The organism is Methyloferula stellata AR4 (genome assembly GCF_000385335.1).
Lineage (GTDB): Bacteria > Pseudomonadota > Alphaproteobacteria > Rhizobiales > Beijerinckiaceae > Methyloferula > Methyloferula stellata.
The window spans coordinates 4221686-4235448 of sequence record NZ_ARWA01000001.1 but is presented as its reverse complement, the minus strand read 5'-3'; the positions used below and the strand labels follow the sequence as shown (position 1 = coordinate 4235448).

13 protein-coding genes are annotated in these 13763 nt (G+C 60.9%); 8 read left to right on the top strand and 5 right to left on the bottom strand.

Features of this window, described 5'->3' with window-relative positions:
* Nucleotides 1-348 precede the first annotated feature (348 nt).
* From A3OQ_RS24960 to A3OQ_RS0120900, 3 genes are all read right to left on the bottom strand, one after another.
* The gene (locus A3OQ_RS24960; RefSeq protein ID WP_020177406.1) at nucleotides 349-1158 is read right to left on the bottom strand and encodes a hypothetical protein; all 810 of its coding nucleotides are present in this window, start codon (nucleotides 1156-1158) and stop codon (nucleotides 349-351) included.
* A 216-nt stretch (nucleotides 1159-1374) separates the two neighbouring features.
* Entirely contained in the window at nucleotides 1375-1809 is a 435-nt protein-coding gene (locus tag A3OQ_RS0120905) for a hypothetical protein (protein WP_020177405.1), read from the bottom strand.
* Between the two features lie 292 nt (nucleotides 1810-2101).
* On the bottom strand, nucleotides 2102-4162 hold the full coding sequence (locus tag A3OQ_RS0120900; protein WP_425280311.1) for a peptidoglycan DD-metalloendopeptidase family protein: 2061 nt from the start codon (nucleotides 4160-4162) through the stop codon (nucleotides 2102-2104).
* Between the two features lie 522 nt (nucleotides 4163-4684).
* On the opposite strand from A3OQ_RS0120900, the gene rplU reads away from it, so the two are divergent.
* The 6 genes from rplU to A3OQ_RS0120865 all read left to right on the top strand — a co-directional run bounded on the left by rplU (nucleotide 4685) and on the right by A3OQ_RS0120865 (nucleotide 8772).
* Nucleotides 4685-4999, top strand: coding sequence for a 50S ribosomal protein L21 (rplU, locus tag A3OQ_RS0120890; protein WP_020177402.1), 315 nt, complete (start codon nucleotides 4685-4687; stop codon nucleotides 4997-4999).
* Between the two features lie 111 nt (nucleotides 5000-5110).
* A complete protein-coding gene (gene rpmA / locus A3OQ_RS0120885; protein WP_020177401.1) occupies nucleotides 5111-5386 on the top strand; it encodes a 50S ribosomal protein L27 in 276 nt (91 codons plus the stop codon).
* A 192-nt stretch (nucleotides 5387-5578) separates the two neighbouring features.
* Complete coding sequence (locus A3OQ_RS0120880; RefSeq protein WP_020177400.1) at nucleotides 5579-6229, top strand: GNAT family N-acetyltransferase; 651 nt, start codon at nucleotides 5579-5581, stop codon at nucleotides 6227-6229.
* Nucleotides 6226-7260: a GTPase ObgE gene (obgE, locus tag A3OQ_RS0120875; protein WP_020177399.1), complete on the top strand. Its 1035-nt coding sequence runs from the start codon at nucleotides 6226-6228 to the stop codon at nucleotides 7258-7260. The genes A3OQ_RS0120880 and obgE overlap by 4 nt, the downstream gene beginning before the upstream one ends.
* Nucleotides 7257-8423: a glutamate 5-kinase gene (proB, locus tag A3OQ_RS0120870; RefSeq protein ID WP_020177398.1), complete on the top strand. Its 1167-nt coding sequence runs from the start codon at nucleotides 7257-7259 to the stop codon at nucleotides 8421-8423. The genes obgE and proB overlap by 4 nt, the downstream gene beginning before the upstream one ends.
* Before the next feature lie 76 nt (nucleotides 8424-8499).
* Entirely contained in the window at nucleotides 8500-8772 is a 273-nt protein-coding gene (locus A3OQ_RS0120865; protein WP_020177397.1) for a hypothetical protein, read from the top strand.
* Nucleotides 8773-9000: 228 nt separating this feature from the next.
* On the opposite strand, the gene A3OQ_RS0120860 is transcribed toward A3OQ_RS0120865, so the two are convergent.
* Complete coding sequence (locus A3OQ_RS0120860; protein WP_026596084.1) at nucleotides 9001-9987, bottom strand: SDR family NAD(P)-dependent oxidoreductase; 987 nt, start codon at nucleotides 9985-9987, stop codon at nucleotides 9001-9003.
* Between the two features lie 142 nt (nucleotides 9988-10129).
* On the opposite strand from A3OQ_RS0120860, the gene A3OQ_RS0120855 reads away from it, so the two are divergent.
* Nucleotides 10130-10729: a TetR/AcrR family transcriptional regulator gene (locus tag A3OQ_RS0120855; RefSeq protein ID WP_020177395.1), complete on the top strand. Its 600-nt coding sequence runs from the start codon at nucleotides 10130-10132 to the stop codon at nucleotides 10727-10729.
* Here the strand turns inward: A3OQ_RS0120855 and A3OQ_RS0120850 are convergent.
* Complete coding sequence (locus A3OQ_RS0120850; protein ID WP_020177394.1) at nucleotides 10726-11955, bottom strand: CaiB/BaiF CoA transferase family protein; 1230 nt, start codon at nucleotides 11953-11955, stop codon at nucleotides 10726-10728. The two genes, A3OQ_RS0120855 and A3OQ_RS0120850, sit on opposite strands and share 4 nt — an antisense overlap.
* A 178-nt stretch (nucleotides 11956-12133) precedes the next feature.
* Here A3OQ_RS0120850 and A3OQ_RS23265 point away from each other — a divergent pair, with 178 nt between their 5' ends.
* The gene (locus A3OQ_RS23265; protein ID WP_244427223.1) at nucleotides 12134-13600 is read left to right on the top strand and encodes a malonyl-CoA decarboxylase; all 1467 of its coding nucleotides are present in this window, start codon (nucleotides 12134-12136) and stop codon (nucleotides 13598-13600) included.
* Nucleotides 13601-13763: the final 163 nt, after the last annotated feature.

Here is a 13763-nt window from a genome sequence, read left to right as displayed (position 1 = left end):
TCGGACTCCCAGATTTCCAAGGGGTCGGCAAAACTCATCGCGGCATCATTGGATACGACGTCGGCGTGTTCGAAAGAGGTTCCGGCGGTTTGGATCTCTTCGAACATCGCGATGTCGGAGTCGGAAGAGAATTTATCCATCATGGTCATTGTCGTTCTCCCAAAAAACTGCGGCTCCGGCATCAGCACGAAAGAGCCTTCAATTCTTGGTCGTCGCTCATGCGTTCAAGGTTCACCCGCTGTATTCTTTCGGTTGGGCTATGCGTGCGAATTCACACACGCAGACATGACAAAGGCGGGCATCACGCCCGTCTTTATCTTTACGTCTCGTCTTATTCAGTGCCTGCGATCAGTATCCTTGTGCAACCGGCCTTTGCACAGGCACGGCGGCAGCTTCATTCGTGCATATGTCCTTGAACACGACATTGCCATCTTGGGTATATTCTTTCGTCAGGCAGTTGCAGTTGGGCGCAGCAGATGCGACCGCTTGTGTCGCAACGGCTTGTGTCGCGATCGCCGGTGCCGGCGCGCTGGCAACAACGGCCGCGGGAGCTGGCTGCTCGACGACCACCTGCTGCCGCGGAACATAGACCGGTGCCGGAGGCTGCTCGACAACCACTTGCTGTCGCGGGACATAGACAGGCGGGGGCGGAGCGACGACCACCTGCTGCCGCGGAACGTAAACCGGCGGCGGAGGAGTGACGACCACCTGCGGGCGTGGAATATAGACCGGCGTCTGCTGCACGACCGGCGGATAGGGCCGAATATAGGGGCGGCAGACATAGGCTGGGCAATTGCCGTTTGCGTAATGACCGCCATAGCCGCCCATTCCGTAATGGCCGCCATAGCCGCCGCTCCAACCGTGACCGCCCATTCCGATCATGCCCGGACGGCCGCCATAGCCGCCGCCCCAACCGTGACCGCCCATTCCGATCATGCCCGGACGGCCGCCATAGCCGCCGCCCCAACCGTGACCGCCCATTCCGATCATGCCCGGATGGCCGCCATAGCCGCCCCAATGTCCGGCATTCGGCGTGGTGCCATAACCGCCGCCCCAGCCATTTGCTTGAGCATGGTGCGTGTGAGCGAGCAGGCCGCAGGTCAAAGCGCCCGCTACTATCGAGGTCGTGAAAACCTTCTTCGCAATTGTCTTGAACATGTCAGATCTCCGAGGTTTTTCTTGAGAGGCGTTTGATCCGGCCCCCATGTTCATCAGTCGCGAAAACTGGATAAGAGGTTCATCGACAGAAGTTTTTTTATTGATGTAGGAAACCCAAAAGCAAAAACCCCGCCTGAGACAGGCGGGATTTTTCGTTCTGCTTGAGGAGAGAGAAAGCAGAAGAGTGATGAAGCGACGTTATGCGTCGCGCTGGGCTTAGTGGAACTTCCAGCGGATGTGAGCGATCCGTCCGTCCTGGCCCATGACGATGCCCCAAATCATAGAGGCGTCGGCGAAGCGGACGTCATAGATTTCCGTTCCGTTTTGAATGCCGGCAAACGAGACGGACTGCAATCCGCCGAAACCTTGGAGGCGCATGGTCAGCGCCGGAATCATGCCCTGCTGCTGCAAAAGGTTGAGCCGCGTCATCGGCGCAATCTCGGCGAAATCGGTCTTGCCTTGAAGAAGCTGGTCGAGCACGCCCTGCAACGCGGCTTGGCCTTTTGGCTGCATTGCGGCCGGGGCAATCGCGACGGTGGCTGTGGCGCCCGGCACTACGGTCTGCGCGTCGTCTGCAAAAGCCGAACCGGTGAAAGCGGAAGCGGTCAGAGCTGCGAGGGCGCTAAGCGAAAGAAGGGTCTTGCGAAACATTGATGATCTCCGAGAGTTGTTAGGGCAGTCCTGGCGGCCCCGTAACTCTTGGTCGTCGCGGTTCAGAATAAGGTTCAAGTGTTTGAAAGTTTTTTGAGCTTTTAAAAATGGGTGACTGCTTTGTGCGCTAGCGCACATTATGACGACAAGAACCGAGCATCGGCCTTGATCTTTGAGCGGGGCGCGGATGAGGCAATTATGGTTTGGACGAAAGTGACACTTGATAAGTGCGCGGCCGAAACCTTGTCGGGTCTTTTGCGCGGCATCTGCATCCAGGTGCAGATTCGCAAAATTACCTGCCGACCAAATAGTTCGGAGTCTCGGTCAAGGACAGGTTCGGCCGATCATTGTTCTGCTTCACGGCGACCAATTGCGGCGCGTTCGGCGCTTTCGCGAGCAAGGCATCGATCCGGTCTTTCTCGCGTTTGAATTGCGCCAGCATAGGCCCGTCGAATTCGCGGGTGCGCGCCAGTTTCACTTTCATCGGATCGACGAAATGGCCGTTGACGAGCACTTCGTAATGGAGATGCGGGCCGGTCGCGAGGCCGGTCTGGCCGAGATAGCCGATGACCTGGCCTTGCCGTACGCGTACGCCTTCGCCTGTGCCACGGGCGAAGCCCGACATATGATTATAGGTGGTCACATAGCCATTGGCATGCTGGATCTCGATGCGGCGGCCGTAGCCTGAATCCCAGCCCTCGCTGATGATCGTGCCATTGCCGGCGGCGAAGATCGGCGTCCCGATAGGCGCCGCCCAATCGACGCCCGTATGCGGCCGCGTATAGCCGAGAATCGGGTGGAAGCGCATGCCGAAGCCGGATGTGATCTTGCCCGCCACGATCGGCACGCGGACCAGGAATTTGCGCGTCGAACGGCCGTTCTGGTCGTAATAATCGACGATGGAATCGTCCGGCGTCTGATAGCGATAATAATGATAGGTTTCGCCGCGCGCCGTGATCGAGGCATAGAGAAGTTCTGGATGACCGTCGCTTTCGTCGCTTTCATCATAGAAGGCGTCGAAGGAATCGCCGCCCCGGACGGCGCGCTGGAAATCGACGTCATTTGCGAAAATGCGAACGAGATTGTCGATGACGGATTGCGGGATCTCCTGTTTCAGCGCGGTCTCGTAAAGCGAATCGTAAAGACGCATGGCGCCGGAATCGTCGTCATCTTCCTCGTCGGTGCTCGCGGCATCCGTCGGCTTGCGCGGTGCTGTCGGGGCCGTCGCGACACGCAGATACTCGCCCTTGTCGGTAATGGCGATCGTGGCTTCCAGCGTTTCGCCAGCGTAAACGGAGAGGCGCGCGAGCGTTTCCTGCTTATTCGTGCCGTCGAGATCGGCAAATAGCAATTTGAGGCGGCGGCCTTCCGCGACGACGGGATCGCCACGTTTTGCGTTGAAGGCAGCGACGATTTTGGCGATCTGGTCCGCTGGAACTTTCTGCGCCCGCAAGACGTCTTCGAGCGTTTCGCCGTGGTTGACGGTAACGAGGCGCTCCTGCATCTGGGTTGCTTGCTGCGATGTGTCGTCGGCGCGCGGAATGATCGAGACGTTTTCCGGCACCATCCTGACTTCGATCGAAGAAAACGGGCTCGATACGAGTTCGTTCGGATTGGCATAAGCGAGCGCCGGGCCGAGATTGGCGCGGCTCGTGCGCGTCAGCAAAAGTTGCGGCGGCAGGCTCACCGCCTGGTTTTGGCTGCCGGCAGCGAGCGTATTCTTGATGTGTTCGGCGACCTGAGCGCGAACTTCGTCGATCGACAAGGCAACTGCGGGCGAGACATTTTGCGGCATGAAATCGCGCGTCGCCCAGGAGACTTCGGCGTCATCCTGGACTGGCTCTGGCGGCACATCGATCGGATTGCGGGCGTCGGCCAGGAGCTTGAGCGGGTTGAAGGCCGGAACTTCGTCGGCAAATCCGACCGTCGTCAGCGACAATGTTGTTTTGACATGCGTGAAGGAGTGGATCTTGACGACTTCCTTGTCGCCCACCTTGATGGGAACGGGGGCGCGGAAATTCTGCTTGGCGGCGATGATGTCGACGGATTTGACGAGACGATCGGCCTTGCGGGGGTTTGTCCCGACGTCCGCCGTATCACGTCTTGGGGGAGCGGCGGGCGACGGCGCTTCGGCGAAATAGGATTGGTGGTCGAGCGCCGCATAGGCGGCGGCGCCGATCAGGCCAGCGCCAGACAGGCCGGTGAGGATCGTTCCGGCGAGCCAGCGGGTGGAAACGCGTTTGCGGTCGAAGGCTGTATGCCGCCTGCCATCGGCTTCGATGGCGGGTTCAAGTCCAAGATCGATCACGCCGCTGAAACGGTCCGATCGAGCGCTGGCGCTGACCATTTGCATTCGCACCTGCGAGTCCATGGTGATGGCGGTCAATTAACCTTATCCTTACCCTTGGCGGGTTGCCAATGGCCGAGCTTACCGGCCCTGGTTTTTCGTCTTGGAGGCAGAGATTCGCACGCGCATAAGCTGCGGAAACAAGCCGGTGAAGGTGGCTCAAATGGGGCAGGCCGAGCCCAAGGCGGCAATTGGCGCTCAAAAAGCGGATTATTTTCAAACCTCTACGTAACTATACAAAGCCCCGGTGGCGTGCGCGCGCCATGCTTTGGAGTTGACAGTCAAGCCCTGACTCTGTAGGTCCGAGGATGTTCACGCGGCGGCATCGGCCGCTTTTTTCGTTTGTTCTGTTTTCGTGCCGGTAAACGCTCTGCTTGGCGGACGCGGCGGCCGCGATCCAAGCCCAAACGGCGTGAAACACCGGATTTCTAACAAAACCGGGCTGATCAAGTTAAAGCGGTTCAACTGCAAAAAGCCGGCCGCCGCGGATGTCCGCGGAAGAGCCGGATCGAACACACGAGGAAAATGATGTTCGCAGTCATTAAAACCGGCGGTAAGCAATATAGCGTTACTGCCGAAGATACGATTACCGTGATGGCGCTGGCCGGAAATCCTGGCGACGCGATCACGTTCGACAATGTGCTCATGATCGCGGGCGAGGGCGAGCCGACGTTCGGCGCGCCTTTCGTGGCAGGTGCCACCGTCGCCGCCGAAATCGTCGAGCAGAAGCGCGGACCGAAGGTTCTGTCCTTCAAGAAGCGCCGGCGCCAGAATTCGAAGCGCAAGCGCGGTCACCGGCAGGATCTGACCCTGGTCAAGATCACTGGCGTCAAGACCGCCTAAAATATCGGGCCTGTCAAAGGCCCTTTAAGCGCCTTGAAATTTCGCGTATGAGATAAATAGATTCTCCTTTCAACGCCCTTGCTGGCAGCGAAAGGTTTTGGAGCACGGGTTATGGCACATAAGAAAGCTGGCGGTTCCTCCCGCAACGGGCGCGACTCGAAGGGCCGCCGCCTCGGCGTCAAGAAATTCGGCGGCGAGTTCGTCATCGGCGGCAATATTATTGTGCGCCAACGCGGCACGACATGGCATCCCGGCGCCAATGTCGGCCTTGGTGTGGACCATACGCTCTTTGCCCTTACGGCGGGCCAAGTCTTCTTCCAAACCAAAGGCAATGGCCGAGCCTACGTATCGGTCATCCCGGCACCGCAAGCCGCGGCCGCAGAATAACGGTGGAGTTTTAGAAGACCTCCACCGGCTCCCACAGACCCGGTGGACTTGGTTCTTCTCCGCGAAGAGCACATTCAGGACAGCCTGAAAAGTCCGAGAGGCCCGCAAGGGTTTCACAAAGGGGAGGTGGGAACACCGCCCCTTTTTTCGTTTCCGAACTTTGCATAAGTTCAGCCGATCGGAGTCCAGGTCATGTTCCCGGATTTAACCTCTGACGATATATTCCGCATCGAGACCAAGCGTCTGTGGCTGCGTTGGCCGCGTGCGACCGATGCCGCGGCGATCAAAGCCTTCGCGAGCCTTGCCGATGTGGCGCAGATGACCGCCGAAATCCCACATCCCTATCCGGCGGGCGAGGCCGAGCGTTTCGTGTTCCAGGCCCGTGCCGACAATGCCTGCGGCCGCGGCCTCGTGCTCGCGATCACGCAGAAAAGCGCGGGGCGCAATGTGATCGGCCTCGTCGCCGCGCATGGGGATCAGACGCTCAATGTCGAGATCGGCTATGCCATCGCACCGGCATTCTGGGGCAAGGGGATCGCCACCGAAGCGGTGAAAGCGCTGGTCGATACGGTGTTCCGTCTGACCAAGGCGGAGCGCGTCGTCGCCAATTCGCGGGTCATCAATCCGGCCTCGCGACGCGTGCTCGAAAAATGCGGCTTTGCCTATCTCGACACCGGCCTCGACAATTTGCCGGCACGCGGCGGGTTGCATCCGTGCGACCGTTTCGACCTCGACCGGAAAAGCTGGATGAAGCGCTTGGCACCGCGCTTGCTGCCGTCCATGCTGCATCAGGTGCGTGGACGCGACACGCCGCCCTCTGAAGCCGAAACGGCCGCGCAATGAGATTTCTCGATCAAGCCAAGATCTATATTCGTTCAGGTAATGGCGGCGCCGGAAGTGTCTCCTTCCGGCGCGAGAAATATATCGAGTTCGGTGGCCCGGATGGCGGTGATGGCGGCAAGGGCGGCGATGTCATCGCCGTTTGCGTCGACGGGCTCAATACGTTGATCGATTACCGCTACCAGCAGCATTTCAAGGCCAAGACCGGCATGCACGGCATGGGCAAGCAGCGCGCCGGCGGCAAGGGAGCGGACTGCATTCTCAAAGTGCCGGTCGGCACCCAGATTTTCGAGGAAGATGGCGAAGAGCCGATCGCCGATCTGACCCAGGTCGGCCAGGAGGTACGGCTCGCGCGCGGCGGCAATGGCGGCTTCGGCAATGCCTATTTCAAAACCTCGACCAATCAGGCGCCACGCCGCGCCAATCCGGGCCAGGACGGCGAAGAGCGTACGCTTTGGCTGCGCCTGAAACTCATCGCGGATGCGGGCCTCGTCGGCCTGCCCAATGCCGGCAAATCGACCTTTCTCGCAACCGTTTCGGCGGCGCGGCCGAAGATCGCCGATTATCCTTTCACGACTCTGCATCCGCAGCTCGGCGTCGTCGGCATAGACGAGCGCGAATTCGTGCTCGCCGATATTCCGGGCCTCATCGAAGGCGCGCATGAAGGCCATGGGCTCGGCGATCGCTTCCTGGGCCATGTCGAGCGCTGCCGCGTGATCCTGCATCTTGTCGATGCCGGCACAGAGCACGCGGGCAAAGCCTATAAGCTGATCCGCAAGGAGTTGGAGGCCTATGGCGGCGGCCTGACCGAAAAGCCCGAGATCGTGGCGCTTTCGAAGGTCGATACGGTCGATGCGGAGACCTTGAAGCAGCAGATCGCGCGGCTGAAGCGCGCCTGCAAACATACGCCGATCAAGCTCTCTTCCGCGACAAGGCTCAATGTCACCGAGACCTTGCGTGCCTTGATGTCTGTGATCGATGACAGCCATGCGGCCGAAGCCGTCACGGAGCGCGTCGCGGAGTGGCATCCGTGAACGCGCGCGCCGTCAACAAACAGCAGACGGCGAAACCCGCGGCCGTCCCCAAGCTCGATCAATTCCGCCGCATCACGATCAAGGTCGGTTCGTCGCTCCTCGTCGATCACGAGAAGGGTTGTGTGCGGCGCGATTGGCTGGCAGCGCTCGCCGACGATATCGCGAGCCTGCATGGCGAGGGCAGGGATATTCTGATCGTGTCCTCGGGCTCCGTCGCGCTTGGCCGCACCGTGCTCGGCCTGCCGAAAGGCGCCTTGCGGCTGGAGGACAGCCAGGCGGCGGCGGCGGTCGGCCAGATCGCGCTGGCGCGGCTTTGGGCGGAAGTGCTCGGCGACCGCATGGTCACGGCCGGGCAAATCCTCGTCACCTTCGGCGATACGGAAGAGCGCCAGCGTTATCTCAATGCGCGCGAAACCATCGGGCGCCTGCTCGATCTGCGCGCGATCCCCGTCATCAACGAAAACGACACCGTGGCGACCGCCGAGATCCGCTATGGCGATAATGATCGCCTCGCGGCCCGCGTCGCGACCATGGCTTCCGCCGACCTTCTCATCCTTCTGTCGGATGTGGCCGGCCTTTACACGGCGCCGCCCGGCACCGATCCCGAAGCGAAGCTGATCCCCGTCGTGCCGCGCGTGACGGCCGAGATCGAGGCCATGGCCGGAGGTGCGGCTTCGGCCTTCTCGCGCGGCGGCATGCGGACCAAGCTTGAGGCCGCGAAGATCGCGACGACAGGCGGCACGCATATGCTGATCGCCGATGGGCGCGTCGCGCATCCGGTGCAGCGCATAAGAGAAGCCGCGCTCTGCACCTGGTTTCTGACGCCTTCGAACCCGGTCACCGCGCGGAAAAAATGGATCGGGGGCTCGCTCGAGCCGCGCGGCACGGTTCATGTCGATGACGGCGCGGTCAAAGCGATCTTCGGTGGCGCCAGTCTGTTGCCCGCTGGCGTCAAGCGTGTCGAAGGCAATTTCGCGCGCGGCGATTGCGTCGTGATCCGCGACGGGCAGGGCGCCGAGATCGGCCGCGGCCTTGTGGCTTATGATGCGATCGAGGCGGCGCAGATCGCCGGGCGCAATTCGCGCGAGATTGAAAAAGTGCTGGGCATTCCCGGCCGCGCCGAAATCATCCATCGCGACGACATGGTGGTGGGTGGAGAATAGCTGAGACATAAACGGTTTGAAGGCACCATCAGGCGGTAACAACCGATGAGGCGCTGGATCAAAAAGGAGCGGGACATTGGACGCGGAATTTACTCACGGCACGGTGGCCATCGATAATAACGGGGTTTTGACCGACACGCTGCTTTGCGGCGAAGCCAAGGTCAAAGTGACCGTCGTCATTCCGCAGGGTGCGCTTGGCGACTATACGTCTTTCGATCACCAGAAGCTCTGGCAAGCCTATCGCGCCGCGCAAAGCCGCGTCGAAGCGCTCGTCAAAGAAAAATGCTCGGGCCTGCCGACCGAGGCCTGCACGATCACGCTCGAAAAGGCTGATTTGCAGACGCATTAGGATTCAGAAACAGATCCCTCACCCTGAGGTGCGAAGCATCAAGCCATTGTGGCTTGATGCGAGCCTCGAAGGGCGAGGGATCGATGTCGCCTTGCTAACCTCAAACCCTCGTCCTTCGAGACGCCGCATTTCAAGTCGCGCTTGCGCGACTTGAAACATTAGAATGCCCATTTCGGGTAAACCCAAAATGGGTGCGGCTCCTCAGGATGAGGGTTTGGGATCGCCGCCTCAAAAGCGCTCGCCGACCCATTCCTCGCTTTTTGTCCAAAGCGCTTCTGCATGGACGGGATCGAGCGCATAGGCGCGTACGCCCTCGCTCACCACGCTGATCTCCTGATCGTCGGGCATGATTTGGCCGACACGGCAGTTCTCGCAATAGCGGCCGCCGATCTCATCGGCTTGCGCCGTGACGCCGGTCCATATCGATGTGGCGGCGCCCTGCGGCACCGTCTTGAATTGGAACGGCGGCTTGCCATCGGCGGCAAGCTGTTCGTTGATCTTGTTGATCCGCTCGAGCATGGCATCATACGAGCTCTTGTCCATATAGCGCCCGAGTTCGGTCTGGATGCCGCCCGGATGAACGGCGGCGGCCCGGACGCCGCGCGCCTTATGGCGCCTGTCGAAGGCGACGGAAAAGAGGATATTCGCGGTCTTCGAGCGGCCATAAGCGACGAAAGGCTCGTAGGGCTTATGTTCGAAATTCGGATCTTCGAGATCGACGTCGCTGAAGCGATGTCCGGCTGAGGACAGGTTCACGAGCCGCGCGCCGTCGCGCATCAAGGGCGCGAGCCGGTTGACGAACAGGAAGTGGCCGAGATGGTTCGTGCCGAACTGCGTCTCGAAGCCATCGGCTGTATGACCATAGGGCGTCGCCATCACGCCGGCATTGGCGATGATGAGATCGAAGGGTTCGCCCTTCGCGGCAAGACCATCCGCGCAAGCCCGCACGCTTGCGAGCGAGGCGAGATCGAGTTCGACAAGCTCGAATCCGCCGCCGCTCTTCCGCGCCGCCTCGAAGACCTCGGCGGTTGCCCGTTTGCCCTTGGCGAGGTCGCGCGCGGCGCCAACGACATAGGCGCCATGGGCGGCGAGGGCTCGCGCGGTTTCGACGCCGAGGCCCGCCGAAACCCCCGTCACAAGCGCGCGTTTGCCCTTTAAATCGATGCCTTGAAGGACATCTTCGGTTGTCGAGGTTGCGCCGAATGCGTCTGTCACATCACGTCTCCCATAGGCTTGCGTCAGGGCGCGAGCATCCATCCGCGGTCAGCTACTTGCCGGCCGCGCCAGTTTTCAGATAAACGGAGGATAGCTCCGAAAAGTAATATACGGAGGAATCCTCCGTTTACAAGGGGGCGCTATGATTGGCCGAGCCGAAGAGGCGAAAGCTAAAGCGGAAAAAGCGCGGAAGCCCCGCGCCGATGCGCAGCGCAATCGCGACAGCCTTTTGAAAGTCGCCAAAGCCGCCTTCACGCGGGGAGGCGCCGACATCAATCTCGACGATCTCGCCAAGGAGGCGGGAGTCGGCGTGGGGACGCTCTATCGTCATTTCCCGACGCGCGACGCTTTGATCGAGGCCGTCTATCGCGCCGAGGTCAAGGAACTCGCGGATACGGCGGCGCGGCTCTCAGCGGCGCGGCCCCCGCTCGAAGCGCTGCGCGAATGGATGAAGGTTTTCGTCGATTATATCGCGGCGAAACATTTGATCGCGCCGGCGCTCAACTCGATGGTCGGCGGCCCGTCGCAACTCTTCGCGGAATCGGGCGCGCAGATCAAAGCGGCGATCGAGTCTCTTGTCGCGCGCGCGGTTGCGTCCGGCGACATAAGAGCCGACCTCGATCCTTTCGATCTTTTGCGCGCGCTTGTCGGCGTCGCCAATGTCGCCGCGAGCCCCGATTGGGAGGCAAGCGCGAAGCGATTGGTCGATATTCTCGTGGCCGGGTCGCGGCCTGTGATCTAACGAGGCCGTGCCGTTTGCTTCAACTCCGCCAGCAGCGCGGCGCGATCGGCGCCCAGCTCCGGCGCGGGCGCGCGCACCGAGGATTCCGTGCTCGCATAGGGCTCGATCTTGATCGGATTGCCGATCATCTCGACGGTGCCTGTCACCGGGTCTTCGGTCTTCACGATCATATGCCTTGCTTCGACTTGCGGATGTTCGAGCGCATCGGCGATCGTGTTGATCGGGCCGGCAGGCACGCCGGCCTTTTCCAAAAGTGCGATCCAATAGGCGGCAGGTGACGCGATCAGCGCCTTCTCAATTCCACTTTTCAATTCGTCGAAATTGGCGCAGCGAAGCGCATTGGTCGTAAAGCGCGGATCATCCGCAAGGCCGTGCAGGTTCAAGGCCGCCGCCAGCTTGCGAAACAGCGTGTCGTTTCCGGCCGCGATGATCATCGGCTCGTCGGCCGTTTGAAAGATCGCGAAAGGCGAGATGGTGGCATGCCGTCCGCCCAGCTTTTGCGGCACCTCATGCGTCGCGAGAAAACGCATGGCGGGGTTTTCCATGAGCGAGAGCTGGCAGTCGAACATGGAAATATCGATCTTGGTCGCTTCGCCCGTCTTCTCGCGATGGAAGAGCGCGGCATTGATGCCGATCGCGGTATAGAGGCCAGCCGAAAGATCGCCGATCGAAATGCCGATGCGCGCCGGTTCCGCATCCTTGTGGCCGGTGACGGAGATGATGCCGCCCATGCCTTGCACGATAATGTCATAGGCGGGGCGGGGCGCCCACGGGCCCGTATGGCCGAAGCCGGAGGTCGCCGCATAGATCAGATGCGGATGGCGCTTATGGAGCTCGTCCCAGCCAAAGCCGAGCTTCTCCATCGTGCCGGGGCGGAAATTTTCGACGATCACATCGGCGAGCCCCATGAGCTCGTCGAGGATCGCACGGTCTTGCGCATCTTTAAGGTCGAGCGCGATCGATTCCTTGCCGCGATTGACCGCCGCGAAATAAAGCGAGGCACCGTTGCGGAACGGCCCATAGCGGCGGGAATCGTCGCCTTCGGGCGGCTCGACCTTGATGACTCTCGCCCCAAGCTCGGCCAGCAGCAAAGTGCAATAAGGCCCAGCCAGAACCCGCGACAGATCCAGGATCACGACGCCGTTCAGAGGACCCGGCAGGACGGAAGTGCGTGGCTTCTCATGCGGGGCGAGGTCATCGGCCTCGCCTTTCGTCCGGCTTTCCATCCCTTACACCCTTGTTTAATTTATGCGCAGATTTCTACAGATCGCCGCGGTGAAGCGGCAATATATTCGGCCTAGAAAAGGCTGTGACGGGTTGATGCTAAGCATATAGCGCTCCAAATACATACTATGCTTATGGTCCTAAGAGGCTCTCATGGCGGGCACTAAAGGAACTGCACGCTTGTCGTGGCTGGATCGCATCTGGTCCACTGTGAGTGAGCGCGGACGCGAGCTCATCAGGCTTCCCAATCCCCAGACTCCGCCCTTGGAGCGAACATTCCGTCTCGCCGAGGCTTTGGTGTCCGAGCGCGGCGAGGCGTCCGGCGCGGCGCTCGCGCGCGAGCTTCAAAGCTCCTATGCGGCGCTCGACGAAGCCGACCGGCTGGCTTTCCTTTCCTTCGTCGCGGGACATTTCAGCCCCGACGAGACGCGCCTGATGTCGGCGGCCAAGGCCTATCTCGAAAACCCCAATTCGCAATTGGCGATGGAATTGACGGCCGCCGCCGAACCGCCGCGCCAGGAATTGCTGCGCCGGATGAACATGGCGCCGGGCGGCACGGCCACTTTGATCGATATCCGCAAGGACCTGCTCCGCGCGGTCAAGGAACAGCCGGAGCTGAAGCCGCTCGAATCCGATCTGCATCATCTCTTTTCGTCCTGGTTCAATCGCGGCTTTCTCGAATTGCGGCGGATCGATTGGAATACGCCAGCCGTCATCCTCGAAAAGCTGATCACGCATGAAGCCGTGCATGAAATTCAAGGATGGGACGATCTGCGCCGCCGCCTTGGTCCCGGCCGGCGCTGCTTCGGTTTCTTTCATCCGACGCTGCCCGGCGAGCCTTTGATCTTTGTCGAAGTCGCGCTCGTCAAAGGGCTGGCATCCGCAATTGGCCCGCTGCTTGAGCGCAACGAGGCCGAGAAAGGCGCGAACCAGCCGGATACGGCGATCTTCTATTCCATTTCGAATTGCCAGGAGGGTTTGCGCGGCATTTCTTTCGGCAATTTTCTCATCAAGCAGGTCGTCGAGGAATTGAAGGCGGAGTTGCCGAGCCTCAAGCATTTCGCGACCTTGTCGCCGGTGCCTGGTTTCTCGAAATGGCTGATGAAGCAATTCGATCATGACGGGACAGACGCCGCCGCCTTGCTGCATCCGGGCGAGGAGCAGGCCTTGCTCGCCGCCGTGACGGCGACGCAACCGGCGGAGGCGCTGAAAGCCATCGTGCAGCAAGAGGGCTGGTGGAGCGAACCGGCGCTTGCCTCCGTGTTGCAGCCTATCCTGACGCGGCTTTGCGCCGTCTATCTCACGGCCGCGCGCGACGGCAAAGGCCCAACTGACTATGTCGCCCGCTTCCATCTCGGCAATGGCGCCAGATTGGAGCGCGTCAACTGGCTCGGCAACACGGCGCCCAAGGGCATCGCCGAATCCTTCGGGATCATGGTCAATTATCTCTATGATCCGGATCTGATCGAGATCAATCACGAGATTTTCGTCAAGAAAGGCCTGGTGGTGCGGTCGCCCGAAGTCGAGGCGCTGCTGCATCACGTCCCGCACGCGCCCGCGGCGAAATCGGCACCGGCTCATGCGATCGCCAGCATTGTGGCGCGGCGGCAAAAGCCGAAGCCTGCCGCTGATGTGGCGGCGGGGTAGGGTGTGAACATGATGATCTGATCCCTCACCCTGAGGAGGTGCCGGAGGCACCGTCTCGAAGGGCGAGGGATCGGCATCCCGTTGTACCTATTCCAAACCCTCTCCTTCGAGACGCTTGCTACGCAAGCTCCTCAGGATGAGGGTTTGGATTGGGCGTGATCAG